At 58.6% G+C, this 24847-nt stretch carries 19 protein-coding genes; 6 read left to right on the top strand and 13 right to left on the bottom strand.

The annotated features are described in order from the left end of the window. The 3 genes from thiL to HRU82_17385 are packed head-to-tail and all read left to right on the top strand — an operon-like array spanning position 1 to position 2990. On the top strand, positions 1-1050 hold the full coding sequence (gene thiL / locus HRU82_17395; GenBank protein QOJ36612.1) for a thiamine-phosphate kinase: 1050 nt from the start codon (positions 1-3) through the stop codon (positions 1048-1050). A gap of 18 nt (positions 1051-1068) precedes the next feature. After that, positions 1069-1548, top strand: a complete 480-nt coding sequence (locus HRU82_17390) for a DUF2062 domain-containing protein (protein ID QOJ36611.1) — start codon at positions 1069-1071, stop codon at positions 1546-1548. A gap of 20 nt (positions 1549-1568) precedes the next feature. Beyond that, complete coding sequence (locus tag HRU82_17385; protein ID QOJ36610.1) at positions 1569-2990, top strand: HD domain-containing protein; 1422 nt, start codon at positions 1569-1571, stop codon at positions 2988-2990. A gap of 143 nt (positions 2991-3133) precedes the next feature. Here HRU82_17385 and HRU82_17380 read toward each other — a convergent pair whose 3' ends face one another. From HRU82_17380 to HRU82_17360, 5 genes are all read right to left on the bottom strand, one after another. After that, positions 3134-3652: a hypothetical protein gene (locus tag HRU82_17380; GenBank protein ID QOJ36609.1), complete on the bottom strand. Its 519-nt coding sequence runs from the start codon at positions 3650-3652 to the stop codon at positions 3134-3136. Between the two features lie 114 nt (positions 3653-3766). Next, positions 3767-7174, bottom strand: a complete 3408-nt coding sequence (locus tag HRU82_17375; protein QOJ36608.1) for a patatin-like phospholipase family protein — start codon at positions 7172-7174, stop codon at positions 3767-3769. Positions 7175-7224: 50 nt separating this feature from the next. Next, positions 7225-8094, bottom strand: coding sequence for a hypothetical protein (locus tag HRU82_17370; protein ID QOJ36607.1), 870 nt, complete (start codon positions 8092-8094; stop codon positions 7225-7227). 230 nt (positions 8095-8324) lie between these two features. Beyond that, entirely contained in the window at positions 8325-8714 is a 390-nt protein-coding gene (locus HRU82_17365; GenBank protein ID QOJ36606.1) for a hypothetical protein, read from the bottom strand. Between the two features lie 83 nt (positions 8715-8797). Next, on the bottom strand, positions 8798-9406 hold the full coding sequence (locus tag HRU82_17360; GenBank protein QOJ36605.1) for a hypothetical protein: 609 nt from the start codon (positions 9404-9406) through the stop codon (positions 8798-8800). A gap of 735 nt (positions 9407-10141) precedes the next feature. Here HRU82_17360 and HRU82_17355 point away from each other — a divergent pair. The 3 genes from HRU82_17355 to HRU82_17345 are packed head-to-tail and all read left to right on the top strand — an operon-like array spanning position 10142 to position 15777. Then, positions 10142-12904 (top strand): PAS domain S-box protein, encoded by a 2763-nt coding sequence (locus HRU82_17355; GenBank protein QOJ36604.1) that lies wholly within the window; start codon positions 10142-10144, stop codon positions 12902-12904. After that, complete coding sequence (locus HRU82_17350; GenBank protein ID QOJ36603.1) at positions 12901-13341, top strand: response regulator; 441 nt, start codon at positions 12901-12903, stop codon at positions 13339-13341. The genes HRU82_17355 and HRU82_17350 overlap by 4 nt, the downstream gene beginning before the upstream one ends. A 3-nt stretch (positions 13342-13344) precedes the next feature. Continuing rightward, positions 13345-15777 carry a response regulator gene (locus tag HRU82_17345; GenBank protein ID QOJ36602.1) on the top strand — a complete coding sequence of 811 codons (2433 nt, stop codon included), beginning with the start codon at positions 13345-13347 and terminating at the stop codon, positions 15775-15777. Positions 15778-15848: 71 nt separating this feature from the next. Here the strand turns inward: HRU82_17345 and HRU82_17340 are convergent, their stop codons facing one another. The 8 genes from HRU82_17340 to HRU82_17305 all read right to left on the bottom strand — a co-directional run bounded on the left by HRU82_17340 (position 15849) and on the right by HRU82_17305 (position 24845). Continuing rightward, positions 15849-16820: a M23 family metallopeptidase gene (locus tag HRU82_17340; protein QOJ37255.1), complete on the bottom strand. Its 972-nt coding sequence runs from the start codon at positions 16818-16820 to the stop codon at positions 15849-15851. 32 nt (positions 16821-16852) lie between these two features. Further along, complete coding sequence (gene pafA, locus HRU82_17335; GenBank protein ID QOJ36601.1) at positions 16853-18229, bottom strand: Pup--protein ligase; 1377 nt, start codon at positions 18227-18229, stop codon at positions 16853-16855. Between the two features lie 154 nt (positions 18230-18383). After that, positions 18384-19067: a proteasome subunit alpha gene (prcA, locus tag HRU82_17330; GenBank protein QOJ36600.1), complete on the bottom strand. Its 684-nt coding sequence runs from the start codon at positions 19065-19067 to the stop codon at positions 18384-18386. Between the two features lie 3 nt (positions 19068-19070). Beyond that, positions 19071-19895, bottom strand: a complete 825-nt coding sequence (gene prcB, locus HRU82_17325; GenBank protein ID QOJ36599.1) for a proteasome subunit beta — start codon at positions 19893-19895, stop codon at positions 19071-19073. A 13-nt stretch (positions 19896-19908) separates the two neighbouring features. Continuing rightward, positions 19909-21408: a proteasome accessory factor PafA2 gene (locus HRU82_17320; GenBank protein ID QOJ36598.1), complete on the bottom strand. Its 1500-nt coding sequence runs from the start codon at positions 21406-21408 to the stop codon at positions 19909-19911. A gap of 18 nt (positions 21409-21426) precedes the next feature. Further along, positions 21427-23196 (bottom strand): proteasome ATPase, encoded by a 1770-nt coding sequence (gene arc / locus HRU82_17315; GenBank protein ID QOJ36597.1) that lies wholly within the window; start codon positions 23194-23196, stop codon positions 21427-21429. Positions 23197-23351: 155 nt separating this feature from the next. Further along, the gene (gene thiE / locus HRU82_17310; GenBank protein QOJ36596.1) at positions 23352-23975 is read right to left on the bottom strand and encodes a thiamine phosphate synthase; all 624 of its coding nucleotides are present in this window, start codon (positions 23973-23975) and stop codon (positions 23352-23354) included. A 90-nt stretch (positions 23976-24065) separates the two neighbouring features. Beyond that, entirely contained in the window at positions 24066-24845 is a 780-nt protein-coding gene (locus HRU82_17305; protein QOJ36595.1) for a thiazole synthase, read from the bottom strand. Positions 24846-24847 lie beyond the last annotated feature (2 nt).

Below are 24847 nucleotides of genomic sequence, written 5' to 3'. Positions count from 1 at the left end.
ATGCCGCCCAGCCGACCTCGTCGCTCCGGCCCTGTCCGCGCTGAGTTCGCGCTGATCAAACTACTGCAGGCGCAGGTCAGGCGATCGGACCCGCAGGTCATTCGCGGCATCGGCGACGACACCGCCGTCATCCGGACCTCGGCCTCCGAGTGGACCCTGATGACCACGGACCTGCTGGCCGACGGGGTACATTTCGATCCTGCCACGTCCTCCTTCGAGGACATCGGCTACCGCGCCGCGATCGCCAACCTGAGCGACATCGCGGCAATGGGCGGCACGCCGCGATTCATGCTGGTAGCCATCGCCATCCCACCGACCGGCTCGACCAACCAGATTCAACGCCTCTACCGCGGCATGATGCAGGCGGTCCGCCCCTACCGGGTCAGCCTGATCGGCGGCGACACATCCGCCTCCACGCAAGGGCTCTTCGTGAGCATTACCTTGACCGGGACGGTCAAACCGCACCGAGTCCTCTTGCGCAGCGGCGCCCAAGTCGGAGACCATCTGTACGTGACGGGCACGCTCGGGGACTCCCATGCCGGGCTCGGCCTCTTGAGAACGCCGGCCGGCAGGGGCAGCAACACTCTCCGCCCCACGCACGCACGGTTTCTTCTCAGGAGACACCACCGCCCCTCGGCTCGCATTGCGGAGGGCCAATGGTTGATTCGTCACGGGTTGTCCGGTGCAGCGATCGACCTCTCCGACGGCTTGACGGGCGACCTCACCCACCTGTGCGAAGAAAGCCGGGTCGGCGCGGAACTCTTTCCCGCCGCGCTCCCCCTCTCGCCGGCGTGCCGCGCTTACGCCACCAGTCGCGGACTCGATGCCGTCGACATCGCTCTCCAAGGGGGTGAGGATTACGAACTGTTGTTCACGGTGCCCGCCGCTCAACAGGGGCGGTTCGAACGCTTGGCGGCCTGTACGGATTTTCGTTTCACCTGCATCGGACGCATCACCTCTCGACGATCGGGGCTGCGGCTGCGGACCGAGCAAGGAACGACCCAGCCCTTGGTGGTGACCAGTTACGAACATTTTCTCAGGCCCTGCTAACCCCAGGTCGGCACGACTATGACGGACGTCCGTTCCCTTTTTCGCCGGATTCTCCAGCTCGAGGAGACCCCGCGCCGCACGGCGCTGGCATTCGCCATCGGGGTGTTCATCGCCTTCTCCCCGACTTACGGGCTCCATATGGTGATGGTGGGGTTCTGCGCGTGGGCCTTCGGATTGAACGCGGTCGCGCTCCTTGCGGGAGCCTTCGTGAATAACCCCTGGACCTTGATTCCGATCCTCGGCGCGACCTACTGGACGGGCGCGGTTCTCCTGGGCGTCCGCGAGATGCCGTCGTTCGATTGGAGCAACCTCAGTTTTATGGGGATCTACCACCAGGTCATGCCCTATGCCTGGCCCTTCTTCCTCGGCGGCTTCGTCCTGAGCCTCGCGGGTGGCTTGCTTGCCTATCCGATCGCCTTCTTCCTGATCCGCGCCTACCGGCAGAGGACCGCATCGGCCGAGCGCAACGCGTTGCCCCCTTCGCCCGGGCTACGTTAAGATGACTCGACGATCCGGCTATGAAACTTCCTCCCGCACATTCACCCGCGCCCTATGACGGATCGGCGCTGATCGCCGATCCCATCCATGAATACGTGACTTTCACCGTTCCCTATGCGACGCCCAACTCCTCCGAGCGAACGGAGAAAGACCTGATCGATTCCCCTTGGGTCCAGCGCCTCCGCTACATTTATCAATTGCAGAGCGCCCGCTGGGTCTATCCGTCGGCGGAACATACACGATTCGTCCATTCGCTCGGCACCATGCACGTGGCCGGCCGGTTCGCCCGCCACCTCTATCCGTTTCTGAAAAAGGTAGCGCCCGACCTGCCGTCGGCACCGTTCGTCGAGGAATTTTTGCGGATCACCGCACTGCTCCACGACATCGGCCATGGCCCCTTTTGCCATTTCTTCGATGACAACTACTTACACGACTTCGGGCTGTCCCACGAGCGACTCGGTCAAATCATCGTGCGCGAGCATGTGGGCCCGCTCATCAAGAAAATCCGCCGAAGCCCGTCCGGTCCGTTCGAACGCGGCGAAGAACTCAACCCCGATCTGATCGCCCACGTCATCTTGAAAGAAAAGGGCAAGGATAACTCCCGGATCCCACGCTGGCTCAACCTGCTGCAGCCGGTCATCTCGGGGAGTTACACCGCCGACAACTTGGATTATGTCCTCCGCGATGCCTACATGTGCGGCGTCGCGGTCGGCCCCGTCGATCTGACCCGCTTGATTCATTACACCATCATCACGGACCGCGGATTCACGATCCACAAGACCGGACTGCCCGCGCTGCAGATGTTTCTCAACACGAGGATGTACCTCTACTCCAACGTGTACTTTCACCGCACGACCCGAGCGATCGACATTCATCTCCGCGACATCTTCGGGGACACGATGAAGCGGATGTTTCCCGAAAACCCGGCCAAACATATGGAGGATTACCTGACCCTGACCGACTGGTCGCTGCTGGAGGAAGTCCGCCGGTGGAAGCGGTCCGGACGAAGCACCCTGCGCCGCCTCCATCGCGAATGGGCCCACATCCTCGGCCGAGACGTCAAATGGAAAATGGCTTACAGCACGGTCTTGAAAGAAAAGGGTGTCGAGCGGGGCATGGACTTTCCCAGCCATGAGCACTTTCGGCAACAGATTCAGAAGGCCCTGCCCTCCCGCCTCAAACACTTCCCCTTCCGTGTGGACATGGCCCCTCTCGATCCGCGCCCTGACCCCAAGGACACCCGCAGCACCCCACTCCTCGTGTACGATCCCGGAACCAAGGGACTCTCGACTGAACCGTTGGAAGAATTCTTGGACCTGCTCCCCACCCGCCTGGTGCAGTTTCGGATCTATGCCCTCGACCATGCAGAGGATGCGGCCCTGTCCAGCGCCGCGGCCACGGTGTTGAACAAAACACCGTTCAGTCTCGAATCGAATTTCTAGGCAGGCTGCTGAACATGGATCCCGGCTTCGCACTCATGGAGGCACTGCCGGTTCACATCTCCGCGGCGTTCACAAACGTGACGTGTGTTCTTCACCCCGTCGTGAACCTCGGAGGTTCAACGTACCTGAAAGTGCTTGCTAGGCTAGGCTTGCCCTTGCTTATTTCCTGCGGGGCTCGGAACGAATAGGCCCGCGAGAAAACCCACGACGCTCGTGAACATAGTCAGCACAAGCTCGGGTTTGACCGCTCCCTGAGGTACCGCAACAAACATCGCCGTGGCGATGGAAATAAATGACCCGACCAGGACGAACGCAAAGGCCGACACGACGACCAGCCAGAGGCTGTCGCGGGTCTTCTCTCCCGGTCCTGCCAAAACTCCGCCCTGTTGAATTTCACCACCGATTGACACCTGCTGCGCACGAGAAAGCTGGCGCGCCGTTTCCTTGACGGCTTCCTTCTTTTCTTTCTCGGGAAGATTCGAGGCGGCACCGACCAATGCGTCCTTCAAGGCGTCCGGCTGTAACCCCTTGAAGAACTGACCGGCAAAGTCGTAGATTTCTTTCCCCTTGAATTCCCCCAACACGTTCTTGCAAAGCCCTTTCTTCTCTTCGGGAGCCAGCTTCCTGATTTCGTCGAGTAATGCAGTCGCATCCGCGGGCATGAGGCACCTCCATTTGATTGTGACGAGGCCATGCGTTCTCCACTGCTAGAACCCCATCTGGTAACCAGGTAGAGTCGTCGCCCTCGCGAGTGAAGGTGATGGTGTTTTCTCTGACTAATCGAGATCTCTGCCGCATGAGAATTCTTCTGTCACCTCCACAAGGCGGCTGATCCGTTTCTTCACACCCGTAACGAAATTCCCATCATCTTGGTTCAGCCTGTCGTCTTGATCGATGGAGGCGCGAGCCACATGGAACAGTCGCAGGGCAGTTCGAATGTCTGGAGTGCGTTGCGGGCATTCCTTCTGAATGGCATCGACCAGAGCGATCAATCCATAGACGTCGGCCTTCTCCCAGAGATATGGGAAGGGTTTCGCCTTTTGTGCCGACACAGATCCAGACTCATAAAGTTTTCGCGCCTGTGCGCGCGCGTAACGTAAAGCGGTTTTATGAGCCAGAAGCTCTCTGATTTGGTGCCGGACTTTGGCAAAGTCTTGACAGACCTGGAGGCGTGCTCTGAACCCATTGCTCATGGGTGGAAGGTTGTCGGTCTGAATGTCGCCGCAAGGTGAGCCCCGTAACAAGTCATCTATTGCGATCAATGCATAACCGTCAGGCTGGCCGTTACCGGCCGGCGGGCACTCGGGGATAATTAGCGCGAAGTGACCGAGAAAGGCCGCTATTGCCTTTTTGATCTCTATGGGGAAGGACAGGCCGTCCAATCTTTTCTGTATGCTGCGACATGAAATTTTGACCGCCTCCACCGTGGCTTCTTTCGACTTCTCTGCGAACGTGGCCAATGTCGAAAGCTCGTTGCTGCCATGACCATCAGGAAAGTTCTGGTTCAACCATGCGTCGACGTCCTCACCTAGGATAAACTCGCTGCGACCTTCGACCGGAGAAGGGGACAGGGCGACGTATTTCGCATATTGCAGCACAAAGTACTCCTCTGCCAGGGAGAACCGCTTTTGGGCGACCTGCTTATCCTTAAGAACCGCATCAGGTAGCCAATCGATTTGTTTTTTCTTCGCTTCAGCCTTTTCGCGGGCCTGGAATAAGTGCCCGAGCCCGCCATGAAAGTCGCGGTTGAGGTGAATGGAGTAATAGCCCAAAAGAAAGGAGAAATTGAAGTCATCCGGAAAGGTCGTGGCCCCTCGGTAGAGGTAATGGAAGCCTTCGCTCGTTTTCCCGAGGAGCATCGAGAATCTGGCCAGCAGATAGTCATACCATGGGGACTCGGCTTGGGCTTCTGGCTTCGTCAGCAGATGTCGGATGAATCGCTCTGCCCACGAATCAATGGCCGTTTTTTCGCGCATGATCGTAGCAGGTGAGGATTTCGGATTTAGTAATGCGAACACATATCCCGTCAGTTCTGGATTCTCCGGAAGGTCATCCAGCAAGCCAGCAAGTTTGGTTGCAGGGGGATTGGATGATGGCTTCTCCGGCTCTCCTTCACTGGGATCGCATGCCGGAACTGAGTCGATGGGTGTTCCTGTGCGCAAAGCCGAAGCAATGATCATATCTTGCTTGATTCGACATTTCATGAAGGTAAAGGGGTTTGGATCGGCAGAGGCTTTTTGAATCCCCAGAAGATCCAAGGCTCGAGTTTCATTCGCATACAGATCCCAGAGTTGGCTTCTGATCTGCGTTAATTGAAGGGATCGATTTTCAGTGGTCTTTTTCGAAAAGTGTTCGCTCGTTTTTGTGAGGACATCGAGCAACACCCCGACCTTGTTCGCGACCACATGAGGAGTTTCGAACTCCATAGGCCAGCAATAATGACGGTCCGGATTGACAATGCTGTCGCAACTCGCTGCATATTGTTTGTCCGCCAATTCTTCATACTCCCGCTTGATCGTGCTCGACCGTTCGGCAACCACCGCCCGTCCCGCCAGGACGAGGGTCTCGATTTCGGCTTTGCTCGGAAGCAAGCTCACATTGTTGAGGTCGCTGAGGACCTTCCGTTCCATCTCTGTGAAATCGAACGCTCGCGCGACCTCGCTGATGGAGTCGGTCATGGAATTCGTCTTGCTCTGAATCGCCAGGCTCTGCTCGACGATCCTCGTCACCACTCGGCTGTTCTTGACGAGGTCGCGCATATTCAACTCGACCACTCCGAAACCGAAGTTATTCAGCAATCGTTGGGCGACAAGGCGCGACAGATCCGTGCGATCCCTGATCAAGACGTCGAAACTATCGTCAATGTGGCCCGCCAAGGCGGGCAGTGAGGAGGTGGCGCTCACGCCGGCATTGACGATGAGCAGGAATGCCTTTTGGGACTTCGGGTTTTCTTTTTGGGCCGTGGGGAGATCCGTGACCTCTGCAGTGGCGAGGGAAGTTCTGGTGGGCTCGCCGGAGGAAACGGTCAGGCCATGGCCGTTCGCCAAGGTCCAATCATCCTCTTGGAACCGATCCCTGTTTTTCCGTTCAAAGATGGCCCTGAGCAGACCGGTCACTCCAAGATTGTCGCTGACACCCCCGTCCACCAGGATCGGTGACCTGATTTGGTCCCCCAGGATCAATGGGCAGTTTGTGGGGATGTGTGCGGTATCGGTAGCCTGCAGGTGCGATTTCAACCGCATCGGCGAGAAGACACCGGGAAGGCTGCTCGATGCCGCCACCGCGGTTGCTAGGTCGAGCGTTCGGAACAACTCGACATCACCCAAGCAGGCGAATGTCTCCTTGTCGAAGGTGAAGACCCGGCCGTTGGCGATGTCGGTTGCGTTAATTAGCAGGTTAGCTCGCCCTATACCGTTCGCTTTGACCGGCTTTCCTCCGAACAGGGCTCCCGTCAGGGTTTCAGCAGGCTTAGCCTGCGCTTCCAATTCACCGAACCTCTGCCCATCCAGGAAGAGCTTGTTATAGATCGCCCCCAATTGTTCGCTCTCGAATAGACCGTCATAGAGCCACATCGTCGCAAAGGGGGCCACCTCGACCTCCGGGATTGGAAGCACTGGGAGCTTGAATGTCTGAAAAATTGTGTCAAGTGCCGAAGCGACCAACATGGCCAGTGGACGCCAGATAGGAGTCTTCTTTTCCAGCGTGAATAGCTTCCACTTTAACTGAGCGTCTTTGAGCCTTTGTCCGAACTCAACCAGACGGTCGGGATGGGTCTTGTAATAGGCGGCAGTGATGGCGCCGCCTGATACGCCGGACAGAAAGCGGGCGTTCTCCAGGAACGAAGCTCCTCCACCGCGCCCACAAGGACTCGAACGGTCGTCATCCGAGTATTCTTGGTCTTCGAGATAATGCAGAGAGAACCGTGCGGGGGTGGTGTGGCCGTTGTGATCGTCCGAATCTGTAGAATCCTCCTGTCGTTTCAGCAGACAGAGCTTGCGTAACTCCAACATGACCCCATGGGAAAAGGCCGCCGCACGCAACCCTCCGCCCGAGAGCGCGATCCCGATCCATGGTACCGCATCCGGCTCGTATGCAGAGTGTGGATGACTCGGCATGGCGGTGACAGGAAGGAGCAGCGTGAATGTGACGACGAAATAGCCAACAGATGTGCGCTTCTTCCACATGGGCATCCTCTCTCAGCAGCCTGGTCTCGTTCGCAGGATGTTGTGGTCTCCTAAGGCGTCACCTTGTCTGGCACCTTAGCCCTGATTTCGTCGCCGAGTTCAAGAACCTTATCAAGCGCTCTGCACGTGTCGTTCATGTTGGTCGACACCTGCTGTTCCATGGCTTTGATATCCGTAACCAGCTGAGTCGCATCGTCCTTGGTCTTCTGCGCCTTGGGTCGCACCTCCTCCGTTCTTGTCGCCTTGTCGGCCTTTTCGATGGCACTCTGCGCCTTTGCCTTCGCCTCTTCGAGGCGGTTGATATTGTCCGCGTTCGATTGAAGACGCACCGCGGTCGCTTGTCGTTCCGTTGCTTCCTTCCCTGCTTGTAGGAGCTTCTTTTTCGCCTCTTTCTTGGTCTCATCGTTAGACGTTTGGTCGTCAATGATCGCTGAGGCCTTCTCAGCGTCCTCCTTGGTTTTTTGAATCGTCTCTTCCAGCGCTTGGGCTTGTTGAAGGAGCTTGTCGGCTCCGCTCTTGGTGATTTTAAGCAAACGTTTCGCTTCTTGGGCTTCGTTTCCGGCCTCCTCGGCTTTTCTCTTGTCTTCCTCCTCCTCCGTCAATCCACGGATGAGGTGCGTCGCCGCGCAGCCGGTTGCAAAATGCTGTTCAATCTTGGCCGGACCGAACCAGTTCACGGCCAAGTGGAAGACGGCTAAGACTGAGTAGGCGTCCCTTGCGATGCTGGAACCAGAGTAGGCTGACGGAGGCAACTCGCTACATCCACGATCGAAGGGAGGCGAGCCGGATTTTTGCTGGATAGGTCCAGACGGCTTCACGTCGGTTGTAGGCGCGGGAAGATTTTCAGTATTTGGTTGCGATGGAGGCGAGCCACGCGTTGCACCAGCAGGCTCAGCCGGCTTCTCGTCGAGTTTCGTCACAGGAACCATGGCGATCTCCGCCCTCTTATAGCCAAACGTAATGCTCGGAGGCGTTTCATTGGCGGGCGGGGTGGCCTCCAGGCCTACGGTGGTGCCGGTGGAAAAATAGACAGCAGGATTCTTCAGGCAACAGGCGGTCATGAAGAGCGGAATCGGAACCATCAGCCATCGGTGGATTCGGGACCATGAGGCCATCATGGGCTATTTCCCTTCCTATGGTCCTGCTTCAGCTAGAAGCAGCGTTTCCCCTTGCGCTTGTCGCTGGTCCGTTCCAGGACATTGTCCCTGAAGTAGTGGCGGGTCTGGACGCTATTGGCGGCTTTGGCCGCCGCCATCCCGGTCGCAAAAAACGAGCGGATCTGCAGGCCGTCCGGCACGTCGCGACCTGTCGACATGAGGCCTTCGAAAAAATCCCACAGCGAGGGGTTCGCCATGACACAGAATTCGGCGAGGACCGAATAGGTATCGGTTTGCGCTTCAGAGGCATTGCCGGACGTAGTATTCCTGTGCTCGGCCGGAATGATGGTGGTTTCTTCTCGCTTATAGCCAAGCGCGATTTTGGGGGGCTCTTTGGCCACTTGAGAGATTTCCAGGCCGAATTTGGTGGCGGTGGTGACCACGAGGTAATCCTTACAACCGACAGAGGAACAGGCTGCGGCAACCACGCAAAGCAAACGCAAACCTCGGAGGAGCGGTAACGATGTCATCGGATCACCTCCTGTAGGCAGGGCTCAAGGGATTCATCCGGCTTGGCATCGCAGACCAGAAAGCGAGTCGTAAGCGGCCTGTTGCTTGAAAACTCCAGGAGATAGAGCGCATCAGGGTGTGGCCAGAACCGGCTCGTGCATGAGGTGCCGAATGTAATGTTCGATCCTTCCCTGTCGAGCGCGGTTGAGAGTTGAAGGCCCACCACTCGTTTCGCCACAAATTCGGCCTCATGCGCTCGTTGGATCGATGCATGAAACGGACTGATCCGCCAGGAGCCGATGGGGATCGCAGCGAAGGATGACCAGGCGAGAGGGTGGTTTTGACTCGCAGCTCCATCTGTCTGTCGGAAGGCCAGGGGGACGCTCAGCAGGTTGCTGAAGTAGCCGATGGTGATCCCCCAGCGATTACCGCCCTCGACCAGCAACGGCAGCCAGGCCTGCTCTGCCAGGAAGGCTTGACTGTCAGGTGGGGTGGCGATACGGAACAGCGTCGGCCCCCACAGGTGGTCCGCAGATTCACCGTGCCACACACATCCCATCTCCATGACAAGCATGAGGGACAAGATCGTGGCGCGGCAGCAGCGTCTGCCCACCTGATCCTCCATGGTCCGGCTTATGCGCCTATCGCTACAGGGAGATCGTCCGAGCGGACGATCTCCCTCGTTACTGACACCGACGAAAGGGCTCTGTACTGCGTCTGTGACTGCCCACCGCCTGATAGCGGGCGAGCAAGCATTGATAGGCCGACAAATAATGGCGCAAGCAATTCCCAGGCCGAATCGTGAACGGCCTCAGCATGAAATGGTGTATGTACCATAACCTATTGATGTGAATTGGCAGGTGATCAGACATGAATGAAATTCCTCATTCACTGAGGCAGAATACGGAGGCCCGAGAAAATGGAGGCATTATCCGTTGTGATACAGCTGTCGTATCGACTGGGATACAGTGAGCGAGGCTTCGACAGGGATCAGATAGGGTCGCTCGCCGGTGCGCCACGGGCAGACGCAACTACGTGAGGCAGGCGGCAACATCAGCATCGAAACATTTCACGCCGCTGGGCAGGTCGTTGGCGTACATGTGGCGGAGAGAACAGAAAATGGACGGCTCGCACTCCAGAACAGACAGACCAATCGCCACTCAGAGACCTGAGTGACTACAGCCGTGCCAATACAACGGTTTCAAACCGCGAGTTTGTCAACAGCCTGCTAGGTACATCGCTAGGTCCTAACGGCTCTGCGCTTCCGTTGCCATCCCAGGCATAATGGTCCACACCGTGATGACCGCTGTTCGTATCAGCGCGTTTCACTCTGTGTTCCTCACACTTGTGCGGGAGAGCGATGGTCGCGTCCGCTAGCCCGACCTCCCAAGACGAAACAACCTCTCCTGCGCATCAGGGCCCGAACGTCCCTGCCCTCGCCGGCCTGCTGATCGGGCTGATTGCCGTTATTTTTCTATTGGATACCTTTACGCAACGGGGCATTCCCGTCTCTGCGCTCTATGCGATTCCTCTGATCCTGACCTACCGCCTCCCGTCCCATTGGGCGCCCCCCTTCATGGCCCTGCTGTGCAGCCTCCTCACCTTTCTCGGGTATCACCTCTCGCCGAATGCGCAGGATGTGCCGACCTGGGTCTCGCTCCTCAACCGTTCCGCCGGCATCGGCATGTTGGCCATCATCGCTTACCTGCTTGTCAGGCATCAACGCATGACCAAGGACTTGGTCAAGGCCGCCGTCATGGCGACCGAACATGACGCGATCCGCCAACGAGAGGCCCTGTCCAGAAAGCGTTCCGATGAGATCCGCGATCTCTACGAACAGGCCCCCTGTGGGTACCATTCCCTCGACCGCGACGGCGTCATCATCGCCATGAATCAGACGGAACTGGATTGGCTGGGATATGCCAGGGAAGAACTGATCGGGAAGAAGCGCTATATCGACCTCTTGACGCCGTCCGGTGCTGCAGCCTTCCAGCGAAATTTTCCCCGGTTCAAGACAGAGGGGGTCGTGCATGACTTGGAATTCGATCTCATCAGAAAGGATGGGTCCCGCTTGCCGATCCTGCTCAACGCAAGGGCCGTCAAGAATACCGACGGGGACTATGTCGCCAGCCGCTCCACTGTCATCGACATCACCGATCGCAAACAGGCCGATGAAGCCCTTCGACAGAGCCATCATCGGCTCGAAGAAGAGGTACGTGAGCGGACAGCCGCCCTGCACCTCGCCAACCGACGGCTTGAGGCGGAGCTCGCGCAAAGTCAGCGAACGACGACGGATCTCCAGCGGAGCGAGGCACGTTTCCGTCAACTGGTGGAAAGCCTCCCGCAGTTGATCTGCACCTGTCTTCCGGACGGGTCGTGCGATTATGTAAGTCCCCAATGGGCCCGCTACACCGGCCTCCCCTTGGAGGAGCATATGGGAGATGGGTGGCTTCGCCGGCTGCACCCGGACGATCAGCAGGCCACCCTCACACAATGGCACCGGCAGCTCGCCGAGAGGAGCCCCTTTGAAACTGAATGCCGTATCAAGGCGGCAACCGGCCGTTATCGCTGGTTTCACACCCAACTCACCCCCATTCGCGACGAGAGCGGCGTCTTGGTGAAGTGGCTGGGCACCAGCACCGACATCGATGATTCCAAACAGGCGCAGGAGCTTCAGGCACGGCTGGGCGCGATCGTGGAGTCCTCGTCCGACGCCATTTTCAGCAAGGGGCTCGACGGACGCGTCACGACGTGGAACCGAAGCGCCGAGCTGATGTTCGGATATCCCGCCGATGAGATGATCGGCCACTCGATCCTGACGCTGGTTCCTCAGGAGCTTCGCATTGAGGAATTGTTGCTCATCGAACAGGTGAAAACCGGGCGGAGACTGCAACAATATGAAACGACTCGGCGGCGGAAGGGCGGACGTTCGCTTGAAGTCTCCCTGACGTTGTCGCCGATCACCGATGACAAGGGCCGCGTCGTGGGAGTCTCGACGATCGCGCGCGACATCACGGCGCGAAAACGCGCGGACGAGCTGTTGGAACAGCAGCGCACGCTGCTGGAATTGTCTTACGAACCGATCTTCGCGTGGGACATGGACCACGGCATCGTCGACTGGAACCGCGGCTGTGAACAACTGTACGGCTATACCAAGGCGGAAGCGCTGGGACAAGCGAGCCATCTTCTGTTACACACGCAACTTCCCTGCTCGCTCAGCGACATCCATGCCGCACTGGAAACGACCGGAAGCTGGACTGGGGAAATCCGTCAACGCACCAAAGAGGGGCAGGAGGTTTTGGTGGAAAGCCGTTGGAGTCTCTTGCAAACGAATGGTCGACGTCTGGTGTTGGAAACCAACTGGGATATCACCGAACGGCGCCGAGCCGAGGTCCTGATTCTAAAGAAGAACAAGGATTTGGAAACGCTGCTTCACGTCACCTCGCATGATTTAAAGGAGCCCCTGCGCGCCATCGAAAGCTTTTCGCTCCTGCTTCAGGAACGGTACGCGGGCCGTCTCGACGACAAGGGGCGGGACTTTCTTATACGAATCGTCCGCGCCACGCAGCGGCTCGACCAACTGCTCACCGACATTTTGAATCTCTCGCGCGCGCAACGCATGGATCCGCCGGTCGAAGAGGTCGAAGCCGACCTGCTCGTTCAGGAGGTCTTCCGCCGGCTGGACACACGCATCAAAGAGACGGGCGCGCACCTGACCGTTCGCTCTCCGCTGCCGCGCCTGCGGGTCAACCGAACGTGGGCCATCCAAGGCATTTACAATCTGGTGGCGAATGCCCTCAAATTTGCGCGCCCCGGCGCACCGCCGGACATCGAGATTGACACGTATCGGGAGCACGGGGGCGAGCAGGCCCACGCCATGGGGTTGGTCGTCCGGGATCGCGGCCCAGGCGTCGCTCCCGAGCAACGGGAACGCATCTTCGAACTGTTCCAACGGGCCGTCGGCCGTGAGGTAGACGGCACGGGAGCCGGGCTTGCCATCGTCCGTCAGGTGGCAGAGCGCCACGGTGGACGCGCCTGGGTCGCCCCGCGCGAAGGCGGAGGCTCTGAGTTTTACATCACATTCGCGTTGCCCCAGACTCACCTGACGAAGGTAGGACCATGACCATACGACCGTTCGAGATGCTGATCGCCGAAGACAATGAGGACGACATCGTGCTGATCCAAGAAGCGTTCACCGACGGCAACCTGATCGAACGTATTGCCGTCGTGCGGGATGGAGAAGAGGCATTGGCCTACCTGCGCGGAGAGGGTCGCTACCATCGGACGCCGCTTCCCGGCATGGTTCTGCTTGACATCAACATGCCAAAAAAGAGCGGGCTGGAAGTGCTTCGTGAAGTCAAGGCCGATCCGCGACTCAGAGCCATCCCCGTTGTCATGCTCACAGTCAGCGAACGCGACGAGGATATCCTGCGATCGTATGAACAGGGTGCCTGTTCCTACATTCGCAAACCCGTCACGTTGAGCCGGTTCATTTCCGTGGTGCGGGAATTCGATCTTTATTGGAGCGCCATATCCAAGATTCCGACCGTGAATAGGTGACCCATGCGCGTGCTGCTCATTGAGGACAACGAAGACGATGCGCAGTTGATTCGTGAAGCGTTGACGGAACCGTCCTCTCAGATCACCGGGCTCGCATGGGCCGACCGGCTTGAAACGGGTTTCGCCCGCCTCGCAGAGGGTCCCGTGGATGCCGTGCTGGTGGACTTGTCGCTGCCGGACAGCCATGGCTTGGACACCGTCGATCACGTACGAGCGCGCGCGCAAGATGCGCCGGTCATCGTCCTCACGGGGCTCGATGACGAAGCGGTGGCCGAAGCGGCCCTCCTGCGGGGAGCCCAAGATTATCTGGTGAAAGGCCGTTTGACGGGGGACAGTTTGCGGCGAGCCATCCGATACGCCATGGGCCGGCACCACGTCGAGCAAGCGCTCCGGAAAAGCGAAGAACGATTTCACCTCGCCTGCCGCGCCACAAACGATGCCATTTGGGATTGGGACATCCAGACCGGAATGGTCTGGTGGAACGAAGCCTATGAAACCGTGTTCGGATACCGCCTCCAAGGCCGGGAAGAACCGCTGACGGCCTGGACAGAGCGTCTGCATCCCGTGGACCGAACCGCGGTCGTGAGCGAGCTGATGGACAGGGTCCGCTCCGACCTACAATTGTGGACGAGGGAATATCGGTTTCGCCGCGCCGATGGCACCTACGCCGACGTCATCGACCGCGGCTACGTCATCCGCGACCCAGGCGCACTTCCGCGGCGCATGATCGGCGCGATGAGCGACATCACCGGACCCCGACAGCTGGAAACCTCCCAAGCGGCGCAATTGGCCGTCAGCATGGCGTTAGATGAATCGCTCTCGTTGGACGAGGCCCTGCCGAACATCCTTCGTGGCATCGGTGAGGCCAAGCGGTGGACGGTCGGCGCCTTCTGGTCCGCCTTACCCCAGAACCCGGCGTTGCGCTGTACGATGCTCTGGCACCAGCCTGATTGGCCCGCCGATGCATTCGTCCAAGCCTATCGCACCTTGTCGCTTCGGCCTGACAGGGGCCTTGCCGGGCGAGCCTTGACCGGCGGCGAGGCGGTCTTGCTGTCTGACCTCCGACTCGAACGCGATTCTCCCCTCGCGACTATCCCCGGCTCTCATGACCTACGAGGCGGCATGGCCGTTCCGATTCGGAAAGGCAAGGCAATCATCGGGATCCTGGAATTCATGACCCGCGAAGTGCTGCGCCCGGACGCCACACAACTCCACACACTTACCGACCTGGGCAGCAAAATCAGCCAATTCATTCAGGACAAGGACCTCGAACGGCACATGCGCCAGGGCCAAAAGATGGAAGCGCTTGGACGGATGGCCGGAGGCATTGCCCACGACTTCAACAATCTGCTGACCGTCATCAACAGCTGGAGCGAGTTGCTCCTGTCGGAAAGCCCCCCGAGTTCGCGGATCCACGGCGGATTGACACAGATCAGCGAAGCCGGAAACAAGGCGGCCGGCCTCACACGCCAGCTTCTGGCATTCAGCCGGCATCAGGTGACCAAACCGCAGCTGCTGAACCTGAACGACCGTGTCACGGATATTCTCGACCTCTTGCAGCGGGTGATCGGCGAGGATATCGAGCTGTCCGTGAGTCTGAACTCGACGCTGGGACCGATTCACGCGGATCCCGGACAAATCGAACAGGTCGTGATGAATCTGGTAGTCAACGCCCGTGACGCGATGCCCCACGGAGGCCGCCTTGAGCTGGAGACGCGGGAATTCCAGGTCGCACCGCCCGACGCCCTATGGCCGGACACCCTTCGGCCGGGCCCCTATGTCACACTCACCGTCCGCGACACGGGCTGCGGCATGGACCCCGATACGCTCGGCCACATTTTCGAACCGTTTTTCACGACCAAAGAGCGCGGTAAAGGCACGGGACTCGGCCTTTCGACGGCCTATGGCATCGTCAGGCAAGCCGGCGGCACGATCGGTGTGGAGACCGCGTCCGGACAGGGGACGACCTTCACGATCTACTTGCCTCGAGCCCACGGCGCCATAGATGGACGTGTCGCCCCCCTCCCTCACCTCTCCCCAGCCGCTGGGGCCGGCACCATTCTGTTGGTCGAAGATGACGATCTGGTGCGAGGGCTGGCACAAGCCGTTCTGCACGCACGACAATACACGGTCATCCCCGCGAGAAATGCCCAAGAGGCGCTCGCGATCGCGGAGTCCAATCCTGGTCGTATTTCTCTCCTGCTCACGGATATGGTCATGCCCGGCATGTCCGGCGCTGAATTGGTCTCCCAGCTCCGTCGACTCCTGCCGAATATCAAGGTCGTGGTGACCTCCGGGTACTCGGATCGAGGGACAGAGATTCAGGAATCGTTCGGGTCGACGGTGGGATTTCTGGAGAAACCCTATACCCCCGACTCGCTCGCGGATAAGGTTCGAGAAGTCCTCGGCGCTCCGGCCCAAGCCTCGACGCCCTGAAACCGCGAAGCCGCACATGCGCATTGCGCGCAATGCGCCAGCCCCTACTCACAATCGTACCGGAAAGTCGACTAGCGGCTATCGCCGCCAAGAGCTGGCGAGGAGCGGTCGAGCGAAGAAGGTGGAGTGACTACAACAGCGGCCGCGGCCGCGTTTTTTGGAAACGGCAGGTCGAGCATGGCATAGGGATTGACCCTGGCCCCGTTCACTTTCATTCCCCAATGGAGATGGGGCCCGGTCGCACGGCCCGTCGCACCGACCTTGCCGATGACTTGGCCGGCCTTGATCAAGTCCCCTTCCTTCACCGACACATCGGAAAGATGGAAATACATGGAGTAGAGGCCGAGGCCGTGGTCGAGATAGATACCCCTTCCGGAAAAAATATGGTCCACGGTGAGGCGCACGACGCCGTCGTTGCTGGCCACCACGTCCGTGCCCAACGGAGCCCCGATGTCTTCACCGTTGTGGGGATTCCTCGGTTGGCCGTTCATGATCCGCACGCTGCCGAAGATGCCGGTGCGTTTCCCACGCACCGGTTCGAGGAAGCCCGTGTGCCAGAGACGCATCCCCGACTCTTCCGCCAGCGCCTTCCGTACCTGGTCCTGCTCTTCTTTCCAACGTGCGGCTGCCTTCTGGTCCAAATCGACCTTGTCTTTCGGTAGGGTCAATCGCTCCACCGAGAATTTTTCCTTGGCCACGAACACCTGATAGGTCAAGTGTCGCATCTGTTCACCGATCTGTGCATCGATCGTCAATTCATGTGCCCCCGGCTCATCCTGCAGATCGATGCCCAATAGTCCCACATAACCGGTCGCGGCACCGGGATCCGGAAATAACGTCATGGTGCGCCCCAGGAACCGGCCCTTGACGACCGTCGCATCCATAATTCCCGGCACCCTTACGACGATCACTTGCCCCTGCTTCCCGCTGAATTGCCCGTCCGCCCCCCGTTGCGCCGGTGCGCTGTTCGGGAACAGCTCGACCGGAAACACGCTGGCCACCAAAACCACGGTGATGATGAACAAACGATCCAGCAGCGACATGGTCGTATCCTGTCTCCGTCTTCCCATCTGCCTCATCGATACAATCGGGCCCCGGACACTTGCGACAAGAGTTCCTCAACCCGCCGGTTGACCGCACTGAAGGGGTCCATGCAGAGAATCGTCTCTTCCCAATACCCGTTCAACTTCAGATACGTCCAATCCACGGTGTAGGAACGATTCTTCGCACGGGCAAATCGAATGAAGTCGCCGCGAACCTTTGCGCGGGTGGTCTGAGGAGGCACCGACATGGCACGCTGGACGGCTTCCTCCTCAACCACGCGCGATGCCATGCCCCGACTCTCCATCAGATAATACAGCCCGCGCGTGCGTTTAACGTCATGAAATTGCAAATCCAACAAGAACACGCGCGGATCATCCCACCCGCAGTCTTTCTTGTCGATGTAAGACTGGATCAGATGTTTTTTCATGACCCAATCGACTTCATGGATCAGCTGCATGGGGTCGTCTTCCAACCGATCCAGCACCGAGATCCATTTTTGCAGCACGTCGTCCAACACCGGGTCATGATCCTGGGAGGCCAGAAACTCCGTCGCGCGCTTGGCATAGACCCGCTGGATCTCGATCGCGGTCATTTGACGTCCGTCGTCCAGCTTCACCTTCTTGTTGAGTGTGGGATCCCGTGAGATCTCTCGGATCGCTTTGACGGGATCTTCGAGTTCCATGCCCGTGACGGAGAAGCCCGCCTCGACCATGGATAACACGAGCGTCGCCGTTCCGACCTTGAGGTAGGTGGCATACTCGGACATGTTCGAATCCCCCACGATGATATGCAGACGGCGATACTTTTCCGCATCCGCATGGGGTTCATCGCGAGTATTGATGATGCTGCGCGAGGAGGTCGTCGATGAAGATGTCTTTTCGTGGATATGCTGCGCGCGCTGGGAAATGAAATACTGCGGCTTACCGGAGACCTTCAACACTTTGCCGGCACCGCTGAAAATCTGGCGCGTGACGAAAAACGGGATCAGTTGCTCGGTCACCTTCCAGAAATCCACATCCCGGCGCATGAGGTAATTCTCATGGCAGCCGTAGGTATTGCCCAACGAATCCGTATTGTTCTTGAAAATATAGATTTCCCCGGAAAGCCCTTCTTCCCGCAATCGCTCTTCCGCCGCCGGCAGACAGGCTTCCAACAGACGCTCGCCGGCCTTGTCGTGAACCACCAAGTCGAGGATGTTGTCGCATTCCGGCGTCGAATATTCAGGGTGACATCCGGTATCCTGGTAAAATCGTGCTCCATTGACCAAAAACGCGTTGGAGGGCCAGCTGTTCGGAATCAAACCTTCGAAAATGTAGCCCAACACCTTTTCCATGGGCAGGTAGATCTTGCCATTAGGCGAGAAGATCAGCCCGTATTCGTTTTCCAAACCGAAAATACGTTGTTGCATCGCGATAAAACCTCAGCAGGGCATGGTATCAGAATACACCCTGAGGGCTGAGGCTTCAACACGACGCCCTCGTCTAAATGGGAGAAAAGGCGCGTCGGGTAGAGCACGGCGTAGCGTACCGACTCAGGGGAACGACACATGAACGGATGGATGACTAGGAGAGAAGCTGGGAAATATCGGCGCCGAGCAAGCGTTTAAATTTCCGGCCGGCACGGGTCCTGTCGAGAACTGCTACTTCTAGGTTTTCGGTGGGGATCTTTTGATTCGCCACCTGTTCCAACGCCTCCAGGCACCGGCTGAGGCCGGCCTTGAGCGTCGGCAACTCGGCGGTTGCATGTTCCCGGAGATACTGCTGAACCGCTTCGGCTCGTCCGCCGATCACCGCGAAATGCTTTTCATCGACGATGCTGCCGTCAAATGAAATGCGGTAGATCTCATTCGGCTGTCCATTCACACCCACTTGAAGGACAAGGAGTTCGACCTCCAAGGGCTTCACATCGGTGCTGAAGGCGGTGCCAAGGCTCTGAGAATAGGCATTGGATAATGTCCTGGCGCTGACATCCTCGCGACTATACATGTATCCCGTGAGGTCGGCATGGCGGATGCCTGCCTTCCGCAGATGTTCGAACTCGCTATACTTGCCTGCCCCGGCAAAGGCAACGCGATCATAGACCTCGGACACCTTATGGAGCGACGTACTGGGATTGTCCGCGGCCAATAGGATGCCGTCGACATATTCCAGCGCAATGATGGAGCGGCCCTTGGCGATGCCCTTCTTGGCATACTCCGCCTTGTCCTGCATCATTTGTTCGGGCGAGACGTAATACGGCAACGGCATCGCTCAGGATCTCCTTCGCTCTGCGATCAGCGCTTCGTACATAGCCAGAACACGGTCCTCCGGCACGTCGCTCAGTCCTGCCGCACTGACGATCTTGGCCGTGGGGTAGATCCCTCGCACAAAGTCCGGTCCGCCGGTACCCACATCCTCATCGGCTGCGTTATACAATGCCAAGAGACCGACCTTGAGAGCGTCTTGCTCAGACAGACCGGGACGATAGTGTTCCCGCATGGTGTTTCGCGCATCCTTGCCGCCGGAGCCGATGGAATGGTGATCCGATTCTTCATAGCGTCCGCCCGTGATGTCGTACTTGAAGATGCGGCCTTCCTTCCGCTTCAGATCGTACCCCACGTATAACGGCATCACGACCAATCCCTGGAACACCATCGGCAGGTTGGCCTTCACCATTTGGCCAAGCTTGTTGGCCTTGCCTTCACAGGACAACTGCACGCCTTCCAGCTTTTCGTAATGCTCCAGTTCGGTCTGGAACAGCTTTGCCATTTCGATACAGGGCCCGGCCGCCCCGGCAATAGCCATGGCGGAATAGTCGTCGATCCGGAAGACCTTTTCGATCCGCCTGTCGGCGATTTGAAAACCTTCGGTCGCCCGGCGGTCTCCGGCAATGATAGCTCCGTCGCGATACTTCAGCGCCAGCACGGTCGTCCCATGCGGTAGGGGGATACCGCCTGGTCTGGAAAGATCGGAGGGCAGAGGAAGGCATTGGCCGCCAAGGCCTTTTATCCCCGGTGCTAATTCCGGATAATGACGGATGAGCAAGTCAAAAAAACTGGACCCTTCGTGCTGTGAAAGAAATGGACCGTAGGTCATACAAGCGTCGAGATCAATGAGATAGTTTTGACAACAGGGCCGCCGCGGTCTCCGCTTGGGCGAGCAATTCGCCTGTGAGCGACTCGGTGCCGCGCAATGGTTCCATCAACGGGATGCGTTTGATCTTATTCTGCCCGATATCGAACAGCACCGACGTCCAACTCGCCCCGTAGATGGCGGCAGCATACTTCTTGACGCACTGCCCTCGGAAGTACGCGCGCGTGCCGCTCGGCGGGGTGAACTCCGCTCGTGCGATTTCATGGTCCAACACGACGCGCTCGATCCTATGGCTGCGCTCCAATGTGTAATACAGGCCACGGTCGGACCGGACATCGTGATACTGCAGATCCATCAGACGCACACGCGGATCGTCCCACCCGCAAGCCTTGCGGTCCATGTAGGATTCGATGAGATACCGCTTCGCGACCCAATCCAATTCCCGAACTAAGAGCCGAGGATCCCGTTCCAATCGATCGAGCACATCCTCCCAGCGCACCAGCACATCTTTGGTCACCTGCGGGAGTTCATGGCAGGCATAAAAATGCTGGGCTGCCTGCAGATAGGCCCGTTGGACGGCAATGGCGGTGGTCGCAGTCCCGTCCGCGAGCCGCAGCGACCCCTTGAGTTGCACATCACGAGACACCTGTTTGATGGCTCCGACCGGATCGGTGAGCGTGATATGGGGAAGCTCAGCGCCGGCTTCCAGCAGGTCCAAGACGATCGACAGGGTACCGACTTTCAGATAGGTCGACACTTCGGCCATGTTGGCATCGCCGACAATCACGTGGAGGCGACGATACTTCGCCGGATCGGAATGCGGCTCGTCCCGCGTGTTGATGATCGGCCGCCGTACCATCGTGTTGAGGTCGACAAGGGTTTCGAAGAAGTCCGCCCGTTGAGAGATCTGATACTCCACAGGGCTGGTCTGATTCTCTGCCCCCACCTTGCCCGCGCCCGCAAAGATGATACGAGTGACGAAGAACGGCGTAAGGACCTGTGTAATCCGCTCGAAAGGCACCGCACGGGAGACCAAATAATTCTCGTGGTACCCGTAGCTGTTTCCCTTGCCGTCGGAATTGTTCTTGTACAGTACGAACTGTTCACGTCCGCGCACCTTCGTGATGTCCGCCAGTGCCTGTGCCACGATCTGCTCCCCGATCCGCTCGAACGCCACCACCTCCCGAGCGTTCGTACATTCCGGCGTGGAGTATTCGGGGTGGGCCCCGTCGACATAGAGCCGTCCGCCGTTGGCCAACACCTTGTTGAGTTGCCGATTGTAATCCGGCCCCGGACGCTCCCGTTCGCCGTCGACTTCGAAACCCCGCGCATCCAGGAGCGGATTTTCATTTTCATAGTCCCAGACGGCCTGGGGAGCCGGCAGGTTCGGATAGTGCCCGATGAGGTGGATCGAGTTGGCGACAGGGTCGGCCGCGTTTGGATCGCGGCTGGCAATACCGAATTCCGTCTCCGTGCCGAGGACACGGGGCATGGTGTGTGACTGGGTGTCGTTCATGAACTCGTCTTGAGCACGCTAGAGGTAATGACCGGTACTGACCGTCTCAATCTGGCGAGACTCGGCCGGCCCGCCGCTGATCGTTCGGAGATGAACGATCTTCTCGCCCTTCTTCCCGGCGACCTTCGCCCAATCGTCCGGATTGGTGGTATTGGGCAGGTCTTCGTGCTCCTTGAATTCTTCACGGATGGCGCGCACGAGATCCTCGGCCCGCAGGCCATCGCCTTCCTGCGCAATGGCTCGCTTCACAGCGTATTTCTTGGCTCGAGACACGATGCCCTCGATCAGGGCACCGCTCGCGAAATCTTTGAAGTACAACACTTCCTTTTCGCCGTTCTGGTACGTCACTTCGATGAACTTGTTTTCATCGGAGGTGGCATACATCGCATCGACGGTCGTGTTCATCAGCGACTCGACCAGCGCCGTGGCATCACCTCCATGACGATTCAAATCGGCTTCGGCAAACGGCAGGTCGGTGGTGACATATTTCGAAAAAATGTCACGTGCGGCGGCGGCATCCGGGCGACCGACCTTGACCTTGACATCCAACCGACCTGCACGCAAAACGGCAGGATCAATCAAATCCTGCCGATTACTCGCCCCGATCACGATGACATTGTTGAGCCGCTCGACTCCGTCGATTTCCGAGAGAAACTGCGGGACAATGGTTGACTCGATGTCGGAGGAGATGCCGGTTCCGCGGGTACGGAACAACGCATCCATTTCATCGAAGAACACGATGACCGGATGGCCGTCATCCGCCCGCTCCTTGGCTTTCTTGAACACTTCCCGAACCTGGCGTTCGGATTCACCGACATATTTGCTCAGGAGCTCCGGGCCCTTCACGTGCAGGAAGTAACTGCGCACTTGCCGGTCCTTGAGATGCCCGAGCTTCTTAGCGATTGAGCTTGCCACCGCTTTGGCAATGAGCGTCTTGCCGCACCCGGGAGGGCCATAGAGCAAGACCCCCTTCGGAGCGCTCAGTTTGTAATTCGAGAACACGTGCGGATAGAGAAACGGCAGTTCGACGGCATCTCGCACCTGCTCGATTTCCTTCTGCAGTCCCCCGATATGTTCGTAGTCGACGTCCGGCACTTCTTCGAGGACCAACTCCTCCGCCTCGGACTTCGGGAGCTTTTCGACAACGCACCCGGACCGCTGATCGTACAGCAAATGATCCCCGACGCTGAGTCGTTCCTTCAGCAGCGGCTCGGCGAGTTCGGCAACCTTCTCTTCGTCGAAATGCAAAGTGACCAACGCGCGATTCCCTTCGAGCACATCTTTGAGCCTGACAACTTCGCCCTGGACGTCGAACCCACGCGCCTCAATCACGTTGAGCGCCTCGTTCAGAATAACTTCCTGCCCTTTGCGAAGCTCCTTGGCTTTGATCGAAGGATGCAGGCTGACCTTCATCTTGCGACCGGACACGTACACGTTGCCGGTGCCGTCGATATTCAAGCTGGAAAAAATGCCGTAGGTGGAGGGAGGAGCCGTCAATTTTTCGACTTCCGCCCGGAGCGCTTCGATTTGGGATTTGGCTTCTTGTAGCGTAGCAACGAGCTTTTCATTCTGCTTCGTTGCCTGCTCAAGTTGGTAGCGTGACTGGTAGAGCCGCCGGATCTCCTCCTCCATCGACTGGATTTGGATACGAAGTTTTTCCACCTCGCGGGTGTGTTCGTCGTTCTTGTGCGTCACGACTCCATCCCCGTCGGACAGTGACTTGGTGAGGCGCTTGACGGAATCACGTAAGGACCGGAGTCGGCCTGAACTCCCTTTCGATTCGGCCATCGTCCCACTCGTTGAATCGTTCGAAAGCCTTGTCAGTCACGGGCATTCACGCTGTTCCGGATTCTAACATCCGCCTCTAGGGTGGTCAACTGGACAGGCTCGCCACTCGCCCGAGAATTTTGTCCAGCGAGGAAATCGGAGCGCGCATGTACCGATTATCCTTCCACCGCCGCGAGCAATTCGCACGTCGCAGCTTCGACATCAGGTGCACCCAAGATCGCCGACAACACCGCGACGCCCATGGCCCCTGCATGCCGAACCTCACGCGCGCGCGCCGCTGTGATACCGCCGATCGCGAACACAGGGATCTGGAGTCGACGCGCTGCGGCTTCCAATACGGGCAGTCCGAGCGGCTCCCCATAGGCACGTTTCGACGGCGTCTCGTAAATCGGACCCAGGACGACGAAATCCGCACCCTCTCGCTCGGCCTGCCGCGCGCCTTCAAGAGAATGGACCGACCGCCCGATGACCTGCTGGGGCGACAGGATCCTGCGCACACTCGCCGTCGGTAAGCTGCTCTCACGCAGGTGCACACCTGCTGCCCCCAAGGCCAGGGCCAGATCAACACGATCGTTGAGAAAGAGTTGCGTCGCGGGCATCGCCTGCCGAAGCGCCTCCGCCAGCGCAAGCAGCGGGCCGGTCGGCAGATCCCGCTCGCGCAGCTGCACCGCCCGCACTCCAGAGCGCGCAGCCTCCGCCACCACCGACAGGAGCGAGCGCCCGGCAGTCTGGTGTCGATCGGTGACAAGATAGAGACGGAAATCGACTCGTGGATTCATTCGTCGGGCGAACTTGTGAGGCAGCAATAGCGGCGGACTGAAACCCCTTGCGGACCACGGCACCGGTCCGCACGCGGAAGATCACGGGGGCTATAACATCCCTTCGATAGGGCTACTGGCCGTTGCATAGAGCTTGCGCGGAATACGACCAGCCTTATAAGCCAATCTGCCCGCCCACACGGCATATTTCATGGCCTCTGCCATCGCCAGCGGGTCCTGCGCCCCAGCGATAGCCGTATTCATCAGAACAGCGTCCGCCCCGTACTCCATTGCCAGCGCTGCGTCAGAGGCCGTGCCGACACCCGCATCCACAATAACGGGCACCTTGACCGTCTCCATGATGATCTTGAGGTTGTAGGGATTTCTGATTCCCAACCCGGATCCGATAGGAGCCGCCAGCGGCATGACGGCCGGACAACCGATATCGACCAGTTTTTTAGCCACGATGGGATCGTCGTTCGTGTAAGGTAGGACGACGAATCCTTCCTTGATCAGAATCTTCGCGGCTTCGATCAATCCGGCCGTGTCGGGAAACAACGTCTTTTCGTCCCCGATGACCTCCAACTTGACCAAATCAGACACGCCCGCAGCCCGCGCCAAGCGAGCATACCGCACCGCATCTTCGACGGTGTAACATCCGGCGGTATTGGGCAAAATGGTGTACTGTTTAGGATCCAGGTAATCCAGCAGATTCTCCTGCGAACGATCCGTAATATTGACGCGCCGTACCGCGACCGTCACCACATCGGCGCCGGACGCATCGATGGCCTTTTTGGTTTCGAGAAAGTTCTTATATTTCCCCGTCCCAACCCACAGGCGGGATTTGAATTCACGGCCGGCAATTACCAGACGATCATTGATCGTATCCATAG

This window comes from Nitrospira sp. (assembly GCA_015709715.1).
Taxonomy (GTDB): Bacteria; Nitrospirota; Nitrospiria; order Nitrospirales; family Nitrospiraceae; genus Nitrospira_A.
This window is presented reverse-complemented; position numbering and strand designations above follow the sequence as displayed.